Here is a 17,123-nt window from a genome sequence, read left to right as displayed (position 1 = left end):
ATGTTATATATAAAGGCAATATTCCGGCAACCGCCGTCCAACTGCCGTTACTTTTCCGTGTAACTTCTGCAAAGTTAAGCAAATACCCTGAAAAATCACGTGCAAACAGAAAAAATCCTGCCGTGTTATCACAACAGGGCAGGACACAAGCACCTAAAAATACACAAGTTCAGCCCATACGCCTACGGGCAGCTTGCGTTCCTTTGAAGATGATATGAACCGATGACAAAACAGCTTTGGTTCGCCGTGTCTTTGGTGATGATGTCCCTTTCCCGCATGAAGCGGATATAGCTCTTTGCGGTGCGCTCCTTGATGTCCAATACCTGCTGCAACTGCTCGCAAAGGTCTATGTAGGTGATGCGTGTCTGCCGCCCGAAGATGTCATGTGCGACATTCACCAGTTCCCTTTCCTTGCGTTTCTCCTTTTCCTCACGGGGCTTCTCGCCCTTGTACACGTGCATCCCGGCTTCCTTGTCCCATGCAAAGAGCATCAGCGGCACGTCCAGCGGGCTTCCGTCCCTTACTTTCAGGGCTTTCACCACCGACTGGGCGGGTTCATCGTCTTTCTCAATGGACAGGATAGTAGCCGCCTTGCGCTGCAACTCGCTGCCCAAATGTCCCCGCAGCTTCAAACCGTTGGGGACGAAATGCAGCACGCACAGAATACACGTGTTGTAGATGCCAGCCAGCCGATAAAGTTCATCTATCACCGCCACGCTTTCCGCTTCATCGTTGGCACTCTTAACAAGGTCGGCGATGCCGTCAATGACGACCAACTGGATGCCGCCGTACTGGTAGTAGAACTTATCCATGCTCTGCACAATGGCGTTCAAGCGTTCTTTGCGTGACATACCCGTCAGGCAGAACGCTTTGAGTTCATCGGGTTTGTCCGGCTGTTTGGCACGTGCCAGCAGGTTGCTTACATTCTTGAACAGTTGCACTTCCGATTGCTCGGTATCGTAAAGCAAGACCGCCTTGTGCCTGCCGTTGGCGGTTATCTGTATGCCCAGCGTATCTACTTCCGCACCAGCCGGGCAGATGCAGCCCGCCACGATTGCGGCTACATAATTGCTCTTTCCCGTTCCCTCGCCCCCGGTGATGCCGAACAGGTTGCCTTGTGTCCCCAGCGGAACGTCACCCGCCGAAATAATCTCTTGTGCTTTGGCGGGCGGGTTGTTGAAATCTATCTCGCATGATTTTAGCATAATCAATGTGTCGCGCTATACAGGTTGTCTAAAAATTCGATAAACAGCTTCAGGAAATCTTCACGGGTGTTCCCGGCTTTGAAGTAGTCGGATATGTCCTTTTCCTCTTTCGTTCCCGGAAGCGGGAGCAGCAGGCGTTTCACGCCAAATTCTTCCAATAGTTTTTCCTGCTTGCATGAACTTTCCCTGCCCGTCTTGTCCATGTCAAAGAGCAGGACGATGTGCTTGAAGCGGAACGTCAGCCGATAGACCAGCGTGGGAGGGATAGTCACCGTTTCGCTGTTGAAGCAGATAGCGTGAAAACCGTGCGCCGCCAGCGAAAGCACGTCTTTCTCGCCGCCCGTGATGAATAGCGTGTCGCCTTTGGCTGGCAGTTGTTCCAGCCCGAAACTGTAGTTCTCGCCGAAGCTGCCGCCGTAGAGGAAGCGGGGCGTGGAGAACGGGCGGTACAGCTTGATGTGCTGTTTGCCCTTGTAGCCGTACATGGGTTCTGCCACCGATGAAGTGTAGGTGTACGGTTTGCCCTCTGCCGTTTCGCTGTGATACTCCCGGAGCGAGCAGACCTTGTAACGTTCCAGCAGTTCGGGCGTGATGCCGTACTGTTGCCAGTACACCAGTTCGGCAAGCGGGAACTTCTGTTCCCGGAACTGGTAGGGCTTGACGGGCTTTTCGGACGTTTCTTCGGGTTTGTCCGGCACTGCCCGGCGGACGGTTGCCGGGGGAACGGAAACCGGAGTGCCGGAAGCCAGCCCCAAACCCAAGTCCCGGTCGATGATTTCCAGTATCTCCACGAAGTCAGCCGCCCGGTTGCAGTCCAGCCCCTTTAACTGCCCCACGAGGAAGAAACAGTCGCCGCTATAACTGTCGTTGCCGAAGTCTTTCATCTTGTAGATACCGCCCCGGCGGTCGAAGTAGATGTTGCAGGAAGCCTTGCTGTCCTCGTACAGCGGGTTAAGGAAGTTGCGACCTATGCGCCAGTTTCCGGGCAGGTAGTGTTTGAACACCGCCAGCCCGTTACTTGTCCTTTCTAAGATTTCCTCTTTCCTTAGCATACAACTGGTGGTTGGTTATCAGGTTGTCGATGTTCTCCTTGTTGCTCCTTATCAGGCGTTCTTCCAGCATCCGGCGTATCTCGCTGACCTTGTAGAAGTAGCGTCCCCTGATGTTGGAATAGGCGATAGTCCCCGACACCCGCAGGCGTTGCAGGGTCTTTTCGCTTATTTTCAGGAACGTGCAGACCTCGTAGCTGTCCACCCACATGTCTTCCTCGCTTTGCCTTGCCGTTTCCATGTGGTTGAAGATGTAGTCGGCAATGGCGGTAATCTTGTTGTCCAGTTCCTTGTAGGCTTTGGACTCGAATGTTATTATTTCCATAACGGTAACTGATTGATTTGCCGCAAAGTTCGGGTGTCCTGAAAAATAAAACGCCACAGATGTACCCACCTGTGGCGAAATAAATTTTGTTAAAGCACGGTTGCCTAATCCTGCTCCCTCATGCGCATCAGCAACCTGTCTTTCAGGGTGGAGAGGAAGCCCGTTCGGTCTTTGGTCTTGGCTTTTAGTTCCATGTAGGTGTGGTAGAAGTCGCCGAGGTCTATGTCGAACACGTATTCAAAGTAGGCTACAATCTCCTTAATATCAACCGTTCCCTTGTTCAGACAGCCGCAGGCGTCCAGTGCGTAGATAAGTTCCACCAACGCCCTTTTCGTCCCCGTCCAGCGCAACAGCCTGCCCATGAAGCCGTTCTTCACCCGCTTGCGCTGTTCCCGGCGTTCCAGCTCGTGCAGACGGTTGGTGAGGTATATTTCCAGCAGTTCGTTGGCTAAAATCTTGGCTACCTTGAAATCGTGACTGGTGCTGAACTGTGGGTCTGTTTCGTAATAGAAACTGTCCACGATGATTTGTATGTCAGGCTTCCCACGTATGAAATACTGCCTGTCCAAGTAGGTGGCTTTCGTTCGGTGGTACTGGTAGAACGCCAAGTTCCGCTGGAACGACCTTGAAATCCGGTCGGTTTCCGACAGCAGGTAGTCCCGCTGCACGTCCTCGCTGCCGCTGGGGAAGCGCACCTCTATCTTGTAAACGGTATTGTAATAGATGATTTTGCTCGCTAAAAGCGGTTTCAGTTCCTTGAAGAAGTGTATTTCTTCTTCCGTGCTGGCGAACGGGTAGGAGATTATAAAGGTTTTGAGTTCGCCCAGTATCTCTTGCAGGTAGTCCACGCATAGGCGGCAGAGCGTCAGCGTGTCCGCTGCGGTGTCCTCGTATTCCTGTATCTGCCATTCCACTTTTTGAAGCAGTCCGGCGAAGTATGTTTCCAACGGTATCTTATGTTCCATAACCTTGTGCTTATCTTTTATGAAGCACAAAGTTACGGGCATAAAAAATCAGTTTTATTCTTGATTTTTCACATTACGTTCTTGTAACTGTGCATTTTCTTGTTTCCTGCGCTTTTCTGCGTATTTCTCCGGGGGTATCTAAAAGATACGCCTTGCAGAAGTCGTTCAGGTTCGATGTCGATGCGAACCCGGTGGTGAACGCCACTTCGGTAAGCGTGAGGTTTGTGTTCAACAGGTAGTGTTCCACGTCCTTTACCCGTTCCTTTATCACCCATTCCTTAGCCGTGTACCCGGTCATTTTCTTTACCTTTCGCCGGAACGAGCCGTATTCCATGCCGCATTTGTCCGCCAGTTTCTCGGCATCATAGACCATGTAGCCTTTCAGACGTACCATTTCGGTGAACGTCTGCCTGCCCAGTTCCGGCAGCATCCGTTCGGCGTGGCGCAGTTCCTTTTCCGTCACCAGCAGTCGGTTGCCCCTTACCGGGTTTCTCCGCAGCAGGTGGAAAGCGTGGCATACCGTGTTGTACACGTTGCAGAGGTACTGCCGTCCCGGTCGCATCCAGTGGAGCGCATCGCAGTAGGCGGTCAGTTCGGGTATCTCGTCCCGCTTGCGGTGCTGTTCCGCCAGTTCGTCAAGTATGGCGTAATGGGTGGTGGACATACCCAGCAGGATAATGATTGCCTTGTAGTCCTTGTATGCCGCCAGTGTCGGCGTTTCCGGCAGGCTTTTGAGCGTGTCGCACACGTGGGCGCACAGCCGCCCGTCCTTGCTGAACGGTTCAAGTTCCAAGTAGTTGTCCATTTTCCGGCTGTTGTGCAGCAGCCATGTTACCTTTTCGTCCAGTTCCTTGCAGGACGCTTCCAACTCCGCTTCGGGAGCGGGAAGCAATAATGATGTAATCCGTTGTTCCATATCTGATGTTTTATATATGAATGACATATCATTTGTTCCACCTCACGCAATCCGTCCAACCCCATTCATCGAACAGCCATGTTTCTAAGAAGAAAAGTACAAAGGGCAGCAGGAACAGAAAATATGCCTGTACTGCGCTGATATGCTTAGAGCGGCGGTAGCGGTTCAACAATGCCTGTACACGGGCTTTCCTGTATCGTGCAAGAATAAATACACAAATAAGCAAAAACATTGCACCTAAATAGCCAAGATGTAAGGACGACCATTCCGGTACACTGTTAATCAGGAGAAAGTTGCCGGGCAGAACTACTACCCACCACCAATACCAAAACAGCAGTATAAAACCTGACATCCGCCCTATCTTCTTGCCCCAAACCTCTCCCTTGAAATATAGGTAGTCAAAAAAATAGTATCTGTAATTCGTCCGGTTTGCACGTTGCTTCACTCGTTCAAAATAGTTATCTGTATTTTTTATTCCTTTATTCATAATGGCTTGGAAAGGAACGCCGTCAGATGCTATCTTTCGTTGTTACTAACTTATTTACAAATCCCAATCCGGTGAATAAACACCCAATCCCAATAAGGGGATAAACAATGCCACATAAGACTGCAAGCATATTCAATCCTCGTTCATCTCCCGTGAAGCCGTCTAAACAAACAGCTTGCAATATGAAGTTTGTAATTTGCCAATCCAATAAACTTTGGTCTATACAGATAAAGGCAAGCCACAAAAGGATAGAGCAACATTCCAAACCCAACAATAACATTATGGTTTTAGGCTGCATTGCATATAGTTTATAGACCTTGTAGATTACCAGTATATCTATTATTACAAGCATACCCAAAAGACAATATTCCATAATGCCATATATTCCGAACAGACGACCAAAGCCTAAGCCACCACAAAATAATGTTATGGCTATCAGCAAAGCACTGAAAGCTGTCAATGCTATTATGGATTGAACAGTTTTATTCATCGCACTATTGTTAATGGTTAGCAGGGAACGGCTTGTCCGTTATCCTGCGTTGTTAGCTGTATCTATTTTAGAAAATCCAAATCAAAATAATATTGATTGTCATTCTTCGGATTTATGTAAATCGTTGCCACTCCATAATATTGCAATAGCATTTCCAATGAAACTTTTTCCTTCAAAATTGCATCACTGCGAAATGTTTTTGTCTTTCCTTTGTATGGGGTGGTGTACGTCACGGTGCATATTGCAGTGGACACTACTTGTTCACTATGATAAATGTCAGGAAACAAAGAGCCGCTAACACCATTCCAAAACTGGGTTTCCCATGAATTGAATACCTTAAAGACTGGCTCTTGCATCCTTGACTTCTTGCTACTCCATTTCTGCGCACTGACTTTACATTGGCTTAAATCAACCGATAATCGTGTTCCATGCTTTTTTATCTGTTTGATTGCCTGCCTTGCTCTATATCTACGAATAGCAGCACCTATAAGATTGTGATTTAACCATACAAGCAATAAAACCACTCCCGGTATTCCAATGGCATACCACCTTCCGGCAAAACAAATGCCCACACCGAATACATAAATCCAAATAAAAATAAATCCAAGTATTCTCAATATTTTATTCTCATAGATTTTCATGTCATATAATTACAGCTAATGCTTAGAAAGGAGCATCGTTAGATGCTATCTTTCGTTATTAGATATCTATTGCCCTTTCTCGCTTGAGGATATGGAACTAAAGTTGCCTTTATAATTCGATTATTACAGTTAAATGGTACATAAGCCACTTTACTATCAATACTTAATGTGTCGTTTAGCTGTTTCAAATGGGAGTGCTCATTTTGTAATAAAACTTCCGTTTTTGAAAAGTCCACAGAACTGCATATCGGATAGAAACCGGAAAAACAAGTAGGCGTTATGTAAGCTGCTTGATTTTCATAATCAAAGAACAGGAAACGGTTTCCGTCTGCCACATTATCATACACAGCAAAGCAATCAAACTTTCTCACTCCATTGATTGTATAGCTTTGCACGAAGTCAATATTGCTATCATCTACCGCTTTCAACTCAAAAATGACCTTCTTTTCATCGTGCTGATTAAAACACAGCCTATATAGAGTTTCAAATTCTGTTTTTTCTGTTTCTATATAAAGGGTATCTTGTTCAGTCAAAAAATGATACTTTACTGAATTTTGTTCCACATAGCCGTTTTTCGCTATAACATAGCTAAGTGGGAAAAGGAACAAACAATACAATACAAATATTCTCATGTCTTTATATCTAATGGTTCAGCAGGGAACGGCTTGTCCGTTATCCTGCTTCGTTAATAACTCTTTTCTTTTCAATAGATATGAAATACCTATTGCCAAGAACAAATAAGAAACAAGAATTTGGCTCGCCAACCATACAAAAATGAAATCATCAATATTGGGTGGAAGATATGCGTCATAAGGTGAATATTTAAGTCCACTCCAATATTCTTGCATTTTTTCTATTTTGAAATAGTAGGTATAAGACCATATATTGAAACACAATAGAATGGTTATCGAAATCGCTCTCAAGGCTATTTTATGCAAAATAATATCCAAAATTACAAACAATAACAATGCGACTATCAACAAGAACGCTTGTAAAAATGGAGTGAAATCCATTGTTCCATTTGTATCTACTATACATATAGACCACCTTAAAATACCTACTATTATTCCGAATAGGAGAAAATAGGCTGTATGGTATATCTTGTTTTTTATGTTCATCTTTAAGTTGTTATTAATGATTAGAAAGGAGCATCGTCAGATGCTATCTTTCGTTGTTACTAACTTATTAAATCTTTATTGTATAATTTTTAGCCAATGACGATGTGTTATTATAAAATAAAGTAATACAACCAAAATGGGATAAATCATCCATGATATGAAGGAAGAAACCTTTTGGCTATTAAATATCAGAGGTTTACTCCTTATAATTTCCATACCTTTTTTCCTTTTGATATAATACGAACAGAATGTCTTGTATAATAAAACATAGATTATGATGAAAAACACAAAAGGGGTTTTATAATTGAAATTCTCCTCTATCAGTAGATATGCCAATACTATAACAGGAAGAAATAATATTCCACATATTATCTGTATCGTCCGCTCATGTGGATTTTCCAATATAAATTTATCCCTATTAAATATGAATATCTGATAATACATCGCATCTAAAATGAATTTTATCATAAAGAGTTATTCGTATTGTTAGTAATGGCTTGGCGGGGAACGGCGTTAGTCCGTTATCCCGGCTTGTTATGAACTTACTTTACCCCTTGTGCCTTTTATAATTTGCATAGCGAGCATTTAGAGTGTCCCGCCATTCTTGGCTTGGGCAAGAGTTTATTAACTGAATATACTTATTCTCATCATCAACGCAAACAGACTCTACAAGTTTTAATAAACTCCACTGCAAATCATAAAAAGCATTTTCAGGAAAGATTTGTACCAACACCATAGCTTCATCAAATGATATGGGAAGTTGTATTTGTTCTAATAAGGCATCATAAGTATTTACTAATTCATCAATACTCTCTGTATCATTGATGCTTTCATTAGGCATACGACCCAAATCTTTCAACTGTAAAATTTCATTTCTCATATCGTGTACTAATTCTATATTCTTCATATTCAAGAAACGCAGTATCAACATCTCTTTCTAATAGGTAGTAGAAACAATCTTGTATCATATCAACCCATTTTATGATTTGCTTTTGCTGCTCTTGTGTAACAAAATCAGCCCCGTCAATCCACCTCTTACCCAAATGTATAATGCTATACACATCACTTAATAGGGTTTGTTTGATTGTCGGCTTCATAAAATCATCCGCAAGAACTTTAAGACATTCCATTATCTCGATAAAATTACACTCATATAGTTTCCCTTGAAATGGACGAAGTGAACCAAGAAATCCATTTTCCCATTTCTCATTTTCTATATCATTGTTTCTACAAGAATGGAAACTTAATAAAGTATATGCTTCTTCCTTTGTCATTGCGTTTCTGTTCAATTATTGATAATGGGTTGTGAATAGCAGACCGTTAGGGCAGCTCATTCGCTTGTTACCAACTTTTTATAAACATCCATCATTATAAGATTTCAAGAACTCATCAATCAATGATTTCGGATTACTTCTTGTAGTCCACATAATAGGTAAGTCGTAATATTCCAATTCGTGAACAATGACAGGAACTTCTTTACCTAATTGCTCTTTTATGACACCTTTTTTATGAAGTTCTTGAATAACAGAAATGATAATATCCATAAAGACCGACTGCATTTGGTCGTCTTGTTCATCCAACTTATTTTCTTCTCCATTTTTTTCGGCTCTCGAATACTCTTGTTGAGTATAGAATAAATTGGCTTCTTTAAAATACAGACGGAGATTCTTATCATTGCCGCCAATAGTACCCACTTCGTTTTGTAGCCAAAAAGCATAATTCCATTTGGCTTCCATTAAACTACTGGCATTCCTTTTTGCTACTTCCACTTGAGTTAAAGTGTTATAGCCTATTGTAATAACAGGACATCGGGGGTCGTCTTCAAGATTATCTTTCCAAAAGGAAATAGCATAGATATCTTTGATGTTTTGTTTCCCCATTTTCTTAATCGCTTTTTCTGCTTTTGTATAAAAGCTTTCAAATAATGTTTCTCTATTCATGATTTATATATTTTAGTTGGTAATGGTTTAGCAGGGAACGGCTTGTCCGTTATCCTGCTTCGTTAACATCATATTTTATTCTCATTCCAGTGTACCATATCAATACACCATAATAACAAGGTCTTTTTGCGCTTCAACGGCTTCATCGAAAATGAAATTCAAGTCGTCCATTTCCTGCTCGTAATCATAATCTCCGATACCGTTACCCTCTTGTAGTGAGGTGTATTCCGTCCGCTTGCTCTCCAAATCTGAAACGGGTATGCTGATGATATAGGGAAAATCACTGCTCAATGGAATAGGGATGAATGTACTTTGGCTATCCAATTGCCAAAGGTTTTCCGCACAGTAGATTTGCGTTCCATAATGGTTGCAAATCTTTTCATATACATACCCGTACATGAAAGCAATTTCGGGATAACGGATTTCTCCGTTCACTATATCTGCCAACGCTGCATAAGCATCTTTATCCGTGTTCAGGCTATCGCTGAAATAATCGTTCAGAGTGTCAAGTTCCTGCTTCAACGCAACCTTTAATTGGTTTATAAGCTGATTATCACAAGTTCCATAAACAGACTTTACCTTATCGGCTTCTGTCAAATATGCACAAACAGAGTAACTCATACCTTTTCTTCATTTAATATTGTCATTCCAGTGTACCATGTCGTATGGATAGTAGGGCAACCCTTTCAGGCTGCTATCATCCAGCCCCAAGACCTTGACCAATGCACCGCTTTCAAAACACCAATAACCGTCATGGTTGATACCATATTTATGGTCGTCATGCCAAGATAAATCAGAATGTCCTCGATACCATTCTTTTTTGAGGTATTTTTCCAATCGTTTCACCGCTTCTGCTTTGTCTTGTTCAGCCAACTCTGTAACAGTGATAGCAATTCGATAGGGTGACGGATATAATACTTGGTTTGTTGTCCTTTCCCAATCAGGAAATCTGTATCTAATCAATGTATCATAAATATAGTCTTTAGCTTCTCTGTCTTTTATCAGTTGCACCAGACCATGTATAAGGTCGTCTTCGTAATCCAACATAATGCCTATTGACAGAAGCCACAACATTTCAATATAAAATCCGTTGTCCGTCCAAAATCTCGGCATTGTTTTGAGGGCTTTCACATAATTGTTTTTCAGCTTATCAATATCCTGTCCCATAGAATACTGTACTAATAAATAACGAAGCCTATAATTGAACAAAGAATCGTAACCTATATGTTTTCCTGAAAGATGCATTTGTTCATAATAACTAATATCTTCATCATACATTTTCAGTTGCTTCAAATACTGTTCTTCTGTAAAAAGTTTATCTCTTGTTTCCATTATGGTACACTGCTTTTTGATGTTAATGGGTTGCAGCTTGCCGCCGTTAGGCGGAACAGGTGCTTGTTATTGCTATATTTCATTCACTATATCATTCATCTTTTTGCTGCAAATATCAACACAATGCTTGTATGAATTAATATCAAATGCGTACTTATATTTAGCCAATTTATTCAAAATCAAATCTCCATTTTTAATCATCAAACTTGTTATTGTAAAAATGAAATAGTTTAAATCTTTTTCCTTATTCCCAGTCCATTGTGTCCTGTCAATGCAAAAACTAACCACATATTCTTTTTTAACATTGTAATATCTTGGTTGATATATTCCTGTTCCGTTATAATAGGATGAAATATCACCATCAAAAAACAATGTTACCTTAAACATGGTAACAGCTTCATTTTCAAATGAAGTAAATGTATCTTTTATAATTTTCCTCATATTGCGCACAAAGGGACTTAAGGCTTTAGATGCATTAAGTTCTCCACCATATACTATATTTAATGTAAATTCCATACTTCCTTAATTAAGTTAGCAATAATGGTTAGCAGGGAACGGCTCGTCCGTTATCCTGCGTTGTTATCAACCAGTTCTATACTCAATATTTATCTGCAACTTCAAATTCACCGATTGTTTGTGTGCAGATGTCAATGTACGGAATAGTCTTGACTATCTTGATGTTTTCAATGTCCTCACTTCCTCCCATAGCCAACAGTAGGGAATACCCGAAACATTCGTCATTGTCGGGAGTTCCGAGTTTCTCTTGTATTACAGGATAATTTTCTAAGTCAAACCAACCTTTCAAGAAACTTTGATTTACCATTACCTTATTAAAAATTGCACGAAGATTGGCAGGAAGTATTAAATATGTTCCGTATCTGACATTCAGATAAACAACGTAATTATTCAGTCTTGGGTTCTTTACATAGGCAAAGACATCGCCGAAAGCCGTACACATGAATGGCAGAAACGATTTGTCATCTTCCTTCTCATAACAGGAGTTTATCACATCTTGGTAATCGGACGGATTGATAAGCTTAAACAGCCCATTACAATAACTGCCCAGCCCGACTTCCTGCCATAAAGTATTCAGTTCGGGGTAGGACAAATCGGCGTATTTGGCAATAAAAGTATCATCTACTGCCTGCCTCTTATTATTGAGGCTCTTTTCTAAAAATTCTTCGTACATATTTATGCGCTTTATGGTTGATAATGGTTTGGAAAGGAACACCATTCAGGGGTTATCTTTCCTTGTTACCAATGAATTTACTTTTATATATAGCGTACTCTACTGTGTAAGTAGCCAGCTTCACGCCCAAGAACATACCTACAAGCAATATATATGCTACTAAGCAATATTGATTATACAAGAGGTCTTTTAAGAATACAGGTATCAATAAGGCTATGATTGTAGCGTTCTGAAACCACTTCTGTACTTTCAATAAGAGGTTAATGTATAAATGATTTCCTATGTAATTGAACCCCCATTTATAATTATGCTGTTTCAGATAAGATAGTGAAAACCACAATCCTACAAGTGAAGCAATAAGGGCTACTCGCCACCATGCTCCCATGTATGGGAACATACCTTTTAAGAATGTCAGCAAAACAATACCTATTATGCTACATTCATATACTATTCTTACTTTTGTTACATCATTCATATATGTACGCTATTTGTTGGTAATGGTTCAGCAGGGAACGGCTTGTCCGTTATCCTGCTTCGTTAATAACTCTTTTCTTTTCAATAGATATGAAATACCTATTGCCAAGAACAAATAAGAAACAAGAATTTGGCTCGCCAACCATACAAAAATGAAATCATCAATATTGGGTGGAAGATATGCGTCATAAGGTGAATATTTAAGTCCACTCCAATATTCTTGCATTTTTTCTATTTTGAAATAGTAGGTATAAGACCATATATTGAAACACAATAGAATGGTTATCGAAATCGCTCTCAAGGCTATTTTATGCAAAATAATATCCAAAATTACAAACAATAACAATGCGACTATCAACAAGAACGCTTGTAAAAATGGAGTGAAATCCATTGTTCCATTTGTATCTACTATACATATAGACCACCTTAAAATACCTACTATTATTCCGAATAGGAGAAAATAGGCTGTATGGTATATCTTGTTTTTTATGTTCATCTTTAAGTTGTTATTAATGGTTCAGCAGGGAACGGCTTGTCCGTTATCCTGCTTCGTTAATGGTAAATTATATTTTTCCCTGTCTGTGCAATGCCTCTATGAAAAAGCAAGTAAAGGTTGCCACTATATATACAGTAAGTGCCCACACTCCAACTTTACGTTGCACAGAGTTTTCATCCTCATACTTGGTTATAATTCTTCTGTACCTTTTCTTGAAGAAAAATCTGCCACACAGCAATGCTATTAAACTGCCTTCAATGATATAGTATTGAGTATCGGACGGATAATCAATGATTCCGTATTGGGTTAATATACCCCATGCGGTTAATACATTTGTACTTAACATGACCGAAAACAAAAGCATTGCCAAAAATGTGGCTCCTTCCGATACAGAAGAATGAAGCCATAATCTATAAAACCTATAATATAAATAGTCTATCATATACCTTATTACCATTAATGGCTAAGCGGGGAACGCTGTTAGGCGTTATCACGCTTTGTTAGCAATATTTTTACTTCTAAATTCTTTTAATTTCTTTTCAATAAAAGCAAAGTCATTGATTGCTTTAATCCCGTCTTTTGCTCTATCGTATTTTTGTCGCCATTTTCTAATGCCATACAGATAAAACTTTAATCCCTCTTCCGTTAAATCTCCAATTTTTATTTCAGTATTATCTGTAGGCTTTTCTCCTTTTTTTAGTATTTCTTTAGTTGTCAATCCATTATCTTGTAAGAAATGGATGATATTTTCAAAAAAGATAATTTGCTCTGTTTTGAATTTATCAGTTAAGGGTGGTATAGACTTCATTTGAGTAAACCATCCTAATTTTGATATTATCTCGTCTTTATCCATATTTCAAATTTTATTGCTAATTTTTCGATAAACGCACCTTATGGTGTAGTTCCTATTCACTATTAAATCATTGTCTAATCATCATCCAAACAATCCAGCGGATTGGGGATTTTTGCTTTATAGGCGTTCGATACGTGCAGATAAATTGCCGTTGTTTTTATATCGGTATGTCCCATAAGTTCCTGTATGGTTCTTAGGTCTGTCCCTTGTTCCAGCAGGTGGGTGGCGAACGTGTGCCGGAGCATGTGCAGGTGTACCCGATGCTTTATTCCGGCTTTCCTTGCCGCTTCTTTCAATATCTTAACCAATGCGCTGGGCGAGTATTGTTCGCCTGCCTGTTCGCCCTCAAAAAGCCATTTTTGCGGTCTGTATTCCCGGTAGTAAGCCCTTAGTTCGTTGAGCAGCTTTTCCGACAGTAGGGAATACCTGCACTTCTTGCCTTTTCCGGCAATCCTGATTAGCATCCGTTCGCTGATGATGTCTTGGGGTGTCAGGTTCAGAAGTTCGCTTCGGCGTAGTCCGGCAGAGTAAATAAGAGAAATCATGCACCTGTGTTTCCGATTGGATAACTGTGCAAAGATGCTTTTCATTTCTTCCCGGCTTAGTACTTCGGGCAATGCCTTGTACTCTTTTGCACGGGCTATCCCGCCATAATATTGCCGCTTGCCTTTCCGGACTTTCTCGTAATAGAACTTGATAGCGTTGATGCGCATGTTCTGCTGGGTGGCGGATATGTGCTTTTCCTTTACCATGTGGAGCATATAGCTGTTTATGTCCTCGACCGTCAGCAGGTCAAGGTCTTGCCCCTTGTGGTATTCCATGAAGTCGCTGAAATAGATTTTATAGGCTTTTATGGTGGAAAGGCTGTACCGCTTCTGTTCCAGCAGTTCGAGGTAGCCTCTCGGCAGTATGTATTCCCTTTTAGGTTTGGGATGCCGCACGTAAACCCGGCTGTAATCAATATAGGCGTGGGGCGAATAGCGGTCATAGAAATCCGGCAGTTTAAAAGCGGTGGCAGGTATGTAGGCAGAACTATTGCCTGTCTTTTCCACGTCCGTATCTTGGGCGAGCAGCAGGGCGACAGCCTGACTGTTTACATACTCTATCCGTATGTAGTCCGCACCGTTTCTTTCTTCCTTGTACAGAACGATGCTTCCTCTCTGTTTCTGAACCTTATCCATGTCGCTGAATTTTGCTTCGCTCCAAAGATAAGATAAAAATATCACTTTTTGAACATCTGTTCAAAAATAATAGAGGTTAAAAAAACAAAAGAGTATCAGGCTTTAAGCAGCGAATAGATATGGCGAAAATTTTCTGCCAGTTCGTCCACGTTCAGACCGTTCAGAAATGCTTGTTCGTATGACAGTCCTAAAAACATTTGCCGGAACAAGATAGCCGTTTTCTTCACGTCCGTGTTGCTCCTGATTTCCCCGCTTTCTTTTGCCTTCTGTATGACTTTCTCCCATAGGTCATAGTCTTGTCGGTAGATTTTCTCAATTTTCTGCCTGATACCCGGATAGTACATGCGCACTTGTGACAGGAAATGAAAGTAGTAGAAGTTAGGACTACAATCATGCGGGCTGCTATTATCGCCAATCAGTTCAACAATCCTTTTCATGGAAGCGGCTACTCCCGCCACGTATTGCCCGATGAACTCCGTCAACGTATCGGCAGGAGCGGCAAACTTGTTTTCCGGTTCGTGCATTTGCAACACGTATTTGTCCGCCACAGCCATGAATAAATCCAACTTGTGCGGAAAATAATAAACGATACCCGTTTTTGTCACCCCGCAGGCTTTGGCAAGCGTGATGATGCTTGCTTTCTCGTAGTTCATCCTGACAAATACGCCGAACGCTTTATCTATTACTTCTTCACGGTTAGTTATTATCATACACGTTTGTTTTTAATCGGTTACGAAGATACGGATTTTGTTTTAACCATTTGTACCCCAGTGCTTTTTTTAGTGCAAGGTGCAAGTATATATTTATATATATAGCTTGCACCTTGCACTAACCCAAAAATATTTATTATCAGATATTTGCGAGTTTCAAAAGAAAGCCGTATCTTTGAACCCGAAAGTTAGGCAGACAAACAGCGGTCAAAGTTGGACAAGCCCAACATCTGAAAATCGTTACTGTTTCGTTACCTATTTGAAATTTTGAAAGCGAAGTAGCTGAAATATAAGCGGTTAGAGTTGTAGGTTCAAAACCCTGTCTCTCCGCTGAACTAACCGGACAATACCGGGCAGTAAGCAGACAAGTCCCACAAATTCAATGATTTGTGGGACTTTTTTTATCCCCTTGTGTCTGCCTTAAAGTACACCTTTTCGCCCCTAAAAGACAAAGTTCGTAACCTAACTCGTACCCCCGACAAACAAAAACGGAAAGGGGGTACAGAATGTCCGAAATTGGCGAAGTCCTGTCGTTATTTGGCTTGCCTGCATAGAACTCATTTTTAGAGTATTACAATGGTTTTGTAATTTAAAAAGTGAGTTGTGAAATCGACATTCAACATTTGCTTTTACGCATAGAAAGATAAGCAGAAAGCTAATGGTGCGTACCCCCTTTTCGCTCGTATTACAGTGGACGGTGTGGCGAGCCGTTTTTAACAACATGCTGGACGTGCTGCCCTCTATTTGGGACAGTAAAATAGGTAAAGCTATATCCCCAAATATATAAGTAGCCCAATTCTGCTTTCCATTTTATAACTAGGAAAACGAACTGGGCAACATCAGGTAAGTAATATGACTTACATAAAGAATACGAATGTACGATATATTACTTTGTTGAAGTGATTATTTATATGTTAGGTTATTTATTCGCGGTAGGGGACTGTATGCCTTCGGCAGTGGCGCGTTCTTCCATACGTTTGATACGCATTTCTAGGTCGGGATGGGTAGAGAACAACTGGTTTAGCTTGTTGTCCTTTTTGGCTCCAGCCTCATCTTGCAGCTGCTTTAGCTTGCGGAAAGAGAGGGCCATTGCCCATGGATTTTTACCGGATTTTTGTAGAAACTCGTATCCGTAATCATCGGCATCACGTTCTTGCTTTTGTGAATAAGTGGAGTTTACCAAAGCTTCGCCTAGGTCGCCCAATTGTGAGTCGGTTAGCTTAGCAGCAGTACCGCCCTGTGAAGAAATGCCATCTTTCAGTGCAGAGGTGAGTAGAGCTGTACGGAATCCTTTTTTGGAATCTTTGTGTGCGATGTGTCCTACTTCATGACCAATGACACCCAATAGCTCTTCATCGCTCATGATATCCATCAGTGAGGAAAATACACGTATACTTCCGTCTGCACATGCAAAGGCATTTACGTCAATTACATAATAAACTTTGAAGTTCAAAGGAGTACCCTCTACATCAGTCAAACCTTCTGTCAGTTTTTTAAGACGGATGGCATATTCGTTGTCATCTGCACACACTTGGTTGTGCTCATCCATCCAATCTATATACTCCTTTACATACTCTTTCATTTCTTCATCTGTAAGAGTAACGGCTTTGGTAGCCTTAGCAGCACTATTAATAGCTTTTTTTAAATTAAACTGTGCCATAGCGGGCATAGTAAAGGCCATGCAACACAATGTGACAAGGCATTTGATAACTGTTCTTTTCATCTTTTTGTATTGAATGTTTTTTAATTTTT

At 41.3% G+C, this 17,123-nt stretch carries 22 protein-coding genes and 2 pseudogenes; 1 reads left to right on the top strand and 23 read right to left on the bottom strand.

Translation table 11 applies throughout. The features are described 5' to 3' along the window. Nucleotides 1–182 precede the first annotated feature (182 nt). The 22 genes and pseudogenes from CZ225_RS17145 to CZ225_RS17035 form a co-directional block, all read right to left on the bottom strand. Nucleotides 183–2,257, bottom strand: a pseudogene (locus CZ225_RS17145) (AAA family ATPase). Continuing rightward, complete coding sequence (locus tag CZ225_RS17140; protein ID WP_007482646.1) at nucleotides 2,220–2,648, bottom strand: helix-turn-helix domain-containing protein; 429 nt, start codon at nucleotides 2,646–2,648, stop codon at nucleotides 2,220–2,222. Before CZ225_RS17140 ends, CZ225_RS17145 begins: the two are co-directional and overlap by 38 nt. Before the next feature lie 35 nt (nucleotides 2,649–2,683). Beyond that, nucleotides 2,684–3,586: an RteC domain-containing protein gene (locus CZ225_RS17135; protein ID WP_007482647.1), complete on the bottom strand. Its 903-nt coding sequence runs from the start codon at nucleotides 3,584–3,586 to the stop codon at nucleotides 2,684–2,686. Nucleotides 3,587–3,617: 31 nt separating this feature from the next. Next, nucleotides 3,618–4,460 carry a helix-turn-helix domain-containing protein gene (locus CZ225_RS17130; RefSeq protein WP_032535963.1) on the bottom strand — a complete coding sequence of 281 codons (843 nt, stop codon included), beginning with the start codon at nucleotides 4,458–4,460 and terminating at the stop codon, nucleotides 3,618–3,620. A gap of 28 nt (nucleotides 4,461–4,488) precedes the next feature. Further along, nucleotides 4,489–4,947, bottom strand: a complete 459-nt coding sequence (locus tag CZ225_RS17125; protein ID WP_032535952.1) for a hypothetical protein — start codon at nucleotides 4,945–4,947, stop codon at nucleotides 4,489–4,491. A 22-nt stretch (nucleotides 4,948–4,969) separates the two neighbouring features. Further along, nucleotides 4,970–5,437 carry a hypothetical protein gene (locus CZ225_RS17120; protein WP_007482656.1) on the bottom strand — a complete coding sequence of 156 codons (468 nt, stop codon included), beginning with the start codon at nucleotides 5,435–5,437 and terminating at the stop codon, nucleotides 4,970–4,972. Nucleotides 5,438–5,499: 62 nt separating this feature from the next. Beyond that, nucleotides 5,500–6,078, bottom strand: coding sequence for a hypothetical protein (locus CZ225_RS17115; protein ID WP_007482658.1), 579 nt, complete (start codon nucleotides 6,076–6,078; stop codon nucleotides 5,500–5,502). A gap of 38 nt (nucleotides 6,079–6,116) precedes the next feature. Beyond that, entirely contained in the window at nucleotides 6,117–6,710 is a 594-nt protein-coding gene (locus tag CZ225_RS17110; protein WP_007482659.1) for a hypothetical protein, read from the bottom strand. A gap of 18 nt (nucleotides 6,711–6,728) precedes the next feature. Continuing rightward, nucleotides 6,729–7,196 carry a hypothetical protein gene (locus CZ225_RS17105; protein WP_175414012.1) on the bottom strand — a complete coding sequence of 156 codons (468 nt, stop codon included), beginning with the start codon at nucleotides 7,194–7,196 and terminating at the stop codon, nucleotides 6,729–6,731. A 75-nt stretch (nucleotides 7,197–7,271) separates the two neighbouring features. Then, entirely contained in the window at nucleotides 7,272–7,664 is a 393-nt protein-coding gene (locus tag CZ225_RS24900; protein WP_007482662.1) for a hypothetical protein, read from the bottom strand. Nucleotides 7,665–7,743: 79 nt separating this feature from the next. Continuing rightward, nucleotides 7,744–8,076, bottom strand: a complete 333-nt coding sequence (locus CZ225_RS17095; protein WP_032535954.1) for a hypothetical protein — start codon at nucleotides 8,074–8,076, stop codon at nucleotides 7,744–7,746. Beyond that, entirely contained in the window at nucleotides 8,066–8,470 is a 405-nt protein-coding gene (locus tag CZ225_RS17090; protein ID WP_032535956.1) for a hypothetical protein, read from the bottom strand. The genes CZ225_RS17095 and CZ225_RS17090 overlap by 11 nt, the downstream gene beginning before the upstream one ends. Before the next feature lie 78 nt (nucleotides 8,471–8,548). After that, a complete protein-coding gene (locus CZ225_RS17085) occupies nucleotides 8,549–9,136 on the bottom strand; it encodes a hypothetical protein (protein WP_032535957.1) in 588 nt (195 codons plus the stop codon). A gap of 99 nt (nucleotides 9,137–9,235) precedes the next feature. Then, nucleotides 9,236–9,757 carry a DUF7691 family protein gene (locus CZ225_RS17080; RefSeq protein ID WP_007480238.1) on the bottom strand — a complete coding sequence of 174 codons (522 nt, stop codon included), beginning with the start codon at nucleotides 9,755–9,757 and terminating at the stop codon, nucleotides 9,236–9,238. A 9-nt stretch (nucleotides 9,758–9,766) separates the two neighbouring features. Next, nucleotides 9,767–10,468, bottom strand: coding sequence for a PoNe immunity protein domain-containing protein (locus CZ225_RS17075; protein ID WP_007480240.1), 702 nt, complete (start codon nucleotides 10,466–10,468; stop codon nucleotides 9,767–9,769). A 72-nt stretch (nucleotides 10,469–10,540) separates the two neighbouring features. Beyond that, complete coding sequence (locus CZ225_RS17070; protein ID WP_005787127.1) at nucleotides 10,541–10,984, bottom strand: Imm12 family immunity protein; 444 nt, start codon at nucleotides 10,982–10,984, stop codon at nucleotides 10,541–10,543. A gap of 82 nt (nucleotides 10,985–11,066) precedes the next feature. Next, a complete protein-coding gene (locus CZ225_RS17065; RefSeq protein ID WP_032535959.1) occupies nucleotides 11,067–11,657 on the bottom strand; it encodes a T6SS immunity protein Tdi1 domain-containing protein in 591 nt (196 codons plus the stop codon). 52 nt (nucleotides 11,658–11,709) lie between these two features. After that, nucleotides 11,710–12,132, bottom strand: coding sequence for a hypothetical protein (locus tag CZ225_RS17060; RefSeq protein ID WP_004329681.1), 423 nt, complete (start codon nucleotides 12,130–12,132; stop codon nucleotides 11,710–11,712). A gap of 27 nt (nucleotides 12,133–12,159) precedes the next feature. Beyond that, the gene (locus tag CZ225_RS17055) at nucleotides 12,160–12,627 is read right to left on the bottom strand and encodes a hypothetical protein (RefSeq protein ID WP_175414012.1); all 468 of its coding nucleotides are present in this window, start codon (nucleotides 12,625–12,627) and stop codon (nucleotides 12,160–12,162) included. A gap of 490 nt (nucleotides 12,628–13,117) precedes the next feature. Further along, entirely contained in the window at nucleotides 13,118–13,480 is a 363-nt protein-coding gene (locus CZ225_RS17045; RefSeq protein ID WP_004328536.1) for a hypothetical protein, read from the bottom strand. 74 nt (nucleotides 13,481–13,554) lie between these two features. Further along, complete coding sequence (locus tag CZ225_RS17040; protein WP_007480249.1) at nucleotides 13,555–14,661, bottom strand: tyrosine-type recombinase/integrase; 1,107 nt, start codon at nucleotides 14,659–14,661, stop codon at nucleotides 13,555–13,557. 95 nt (nucleotides 14,662–14,756) lie between these two features. Then, complete coding sequence (locus CZ225_RS17035) at nucleotides 14,757–15,371, bottom strand: TetR/AcrR family transcriptional regulator (RefSeq protein WP_007480251.1); 615 nt, start codon at nucleotides 15,369–15,371, stop codon at nucleotides 14,757–14,759. A gap of 603 nt (nucleotides 15,372–15,974) precedes the next feature. Between CZ225_RS17035 and CZ225_RS24895 the strand changes: the two are divergent. After that, nucleotides 15,975–16,140, top strand: a pseudogene (locus tag CZ225_RS24895) (Arm DNA-binding domain-containing protein); the annotation flags it as partial. Between the two features lie 150 nt (nucleotides 16,141–16,290). Here CZ225_RS24895 and CZ225_RS17030 read toward each other — a convergent pair. Next, nucleotides 16,291–17,094 carry a M48 family metallopeptidase gene (locus tag CZ225_RS17030; RefSeq protein WP_077154776.1) on the bottom strand — a complete coding sequence of 268 codons (804 nt, stop codon included), beginning with the start codon at nucleotides 17,092–17,094 and terminating at the stop codon, nucleotides 16,291–16,293. Between the last annotated feature and the right edge of the window lie 29 nt (nucleotides 17,095–17,123).

This window comes from Bacteroides bouchesdurhonensis (assembly GCF_900155865.1).
Taxonomy (GTDB): Bacteria; Bacteroidota; Bacteroidia; order Bacteroidales; family Bacteroidaceae; genus Bacteroides; species Bacteroides bouchesdurhonensis.
The sequence above is the reverse complement of the archived record's forward strand: the minus strand, read 5'-3'. Positions and strand labels throughout refer to the sequence as shown.

Bases quoted from the DNA above. Each gene is read 5' to 3' on its own strand.
- CZ225_RS17060 (WP_004329681.1), bottom strand. From the start codon at position 12,132: ATGAATGATGTAACAAAAGTAAGAATAGTATATGAATGTAGCATAATA.
- CZ225_RS17120 (WP_007482656.1), bottom strand. From the start codon at position 5,437: ATGAATAAAACTGTTCAATCCATAATAGCATTGACAGCTTTCAGTGCT.
- CZ225_RS17115 (WP_007482658.1), bottom strand. From the start codon at position 6,078: ATGAAAATCTATGAGAATAAAATATTGAGAATACTTGGATTTATTTTT.
- CZ225_RS17040 (WP_007480249.1), bottom strand. From the start codon at position 14,661: ATGGATAAGGTTCAGAAACAGAGAGGAAGCATCGTTCTGTACAAGGAA.
- CZ225_RS17130 (WP_032535963.1), bottom strand. From the start codon at position 4,460: ATGGAACAACGGATTACATCATTATTGCTTCCCGCTCCCGAAGCGGAG.
- CZ225_RS17080 (WP_007480238.1), bottom strand. From the start codon at position 9,757: ATGAGTTACTCTGTTTGTGCATATTTGACAGAAGCCGATAAGGTAAAG.
- CZ225_RS17135 (WP_007482647.1), bottom strand. From the start codon at position 3,586: ATGCCCGTAACTTTGTGCTTCATAAAAGATAAGCACAAGGTTATGGAA.
- CZ225_RS17045 (WP_004328536.1), bottom strand. From the start codon at position 13,480: ATGGATAAAGACGAGATAATATCAAAATTAGGATGGTTTACTCAAATG.
- CZ225_RS17090 (WP_032535956.1), bottom strand. From the start codon at position 8,470: ATGACAAAGGAAGAAGCATATACTTTATTAAGTTTCCATTCTTGTAGA.
- CZ225_RS17070 (WP_005787127.1), bottom strand. From the start codon at position 10,984: ATGGAATTTACATTAAATATAGTATATGGTGGAGAACTTAATGCATCT.
- CZ225_RS17035 (WP_007480251.1), bottom strand. From the start codon at position 15,371: ATGATAATAACTAACCGTGAAGAAGTAATAGATAAAGCGTTCGGCGTA.
- CZ225_RS17075 (WP_007480240.1), bottom strand. From the start codon at position 10,468: ATGGAAACAAGAGATAAACTTTTTACAGAAGAACAGTATTTGAAGCAA.
- CZ225_RS24900 (WP_007482662.1), bottom strand. From the start codon at position 7,664: ATGATAAAATTCATTTTAGATGCGATGTATTATCAGATATTCATATTT.
- CZ225_RS17030 (WP_077154776.1), bottom strand. From the start codon at position 17,094: ATGAAAAGAACAGTTATCAAATGCCTTGTCACATTGTGTTGCATGGCC.
- CZ225_RS17105 (WP_175414012.1), bottom strand. From the start codon at position 7,196: ATGAACATAAAAAACAAGATATACCATACAGCCTATTTTCTCCTATTC.
- CZ225_RS17110 (WP_007482659.1), bottom strand. From the start codon at position 6,710: ATGAGAATATTTGTATTGTATTGTTTGTTCCTTTTCCCACTTAGCTAT.
- CZ225_RS17065 (WP_032535959.1), bottom strand. From the start codon at position 11,657: ATGTACGAAGAATTTTTAGAAAAGAGCCTCAATAATAAGAGGCAGGCA.
- CZ225_RS17085 (WP_032535957.1), bottom strand. From the start codon at position 9,136: ATGAATAGAGAAACATTATTTGAAAGCTTTTATACAAAAGCAGAAAAA.
- CZ225_RS17095 (WP_032535954.1), bottom strand. From the start codon at position 8,076: ATGAGAAATGAAATTTTACAGTTGAAAGATTTGGGTCGTATGCCTAAT.
- CZ225_RS17125 (WP_032535952.1), bottom strand. From the start codon at position 4,947: ATGAATAAAGGAATAAAAAATACAGATAACTATTTTGAACGAGTGAAG.
- CZ225_RS17055 (WP_175414012.1), bottom strand. From the start codon at position 12,627: ATGAACATAAAAAACAAGATATACCATACAGCCTATTTTCTCCTATTC.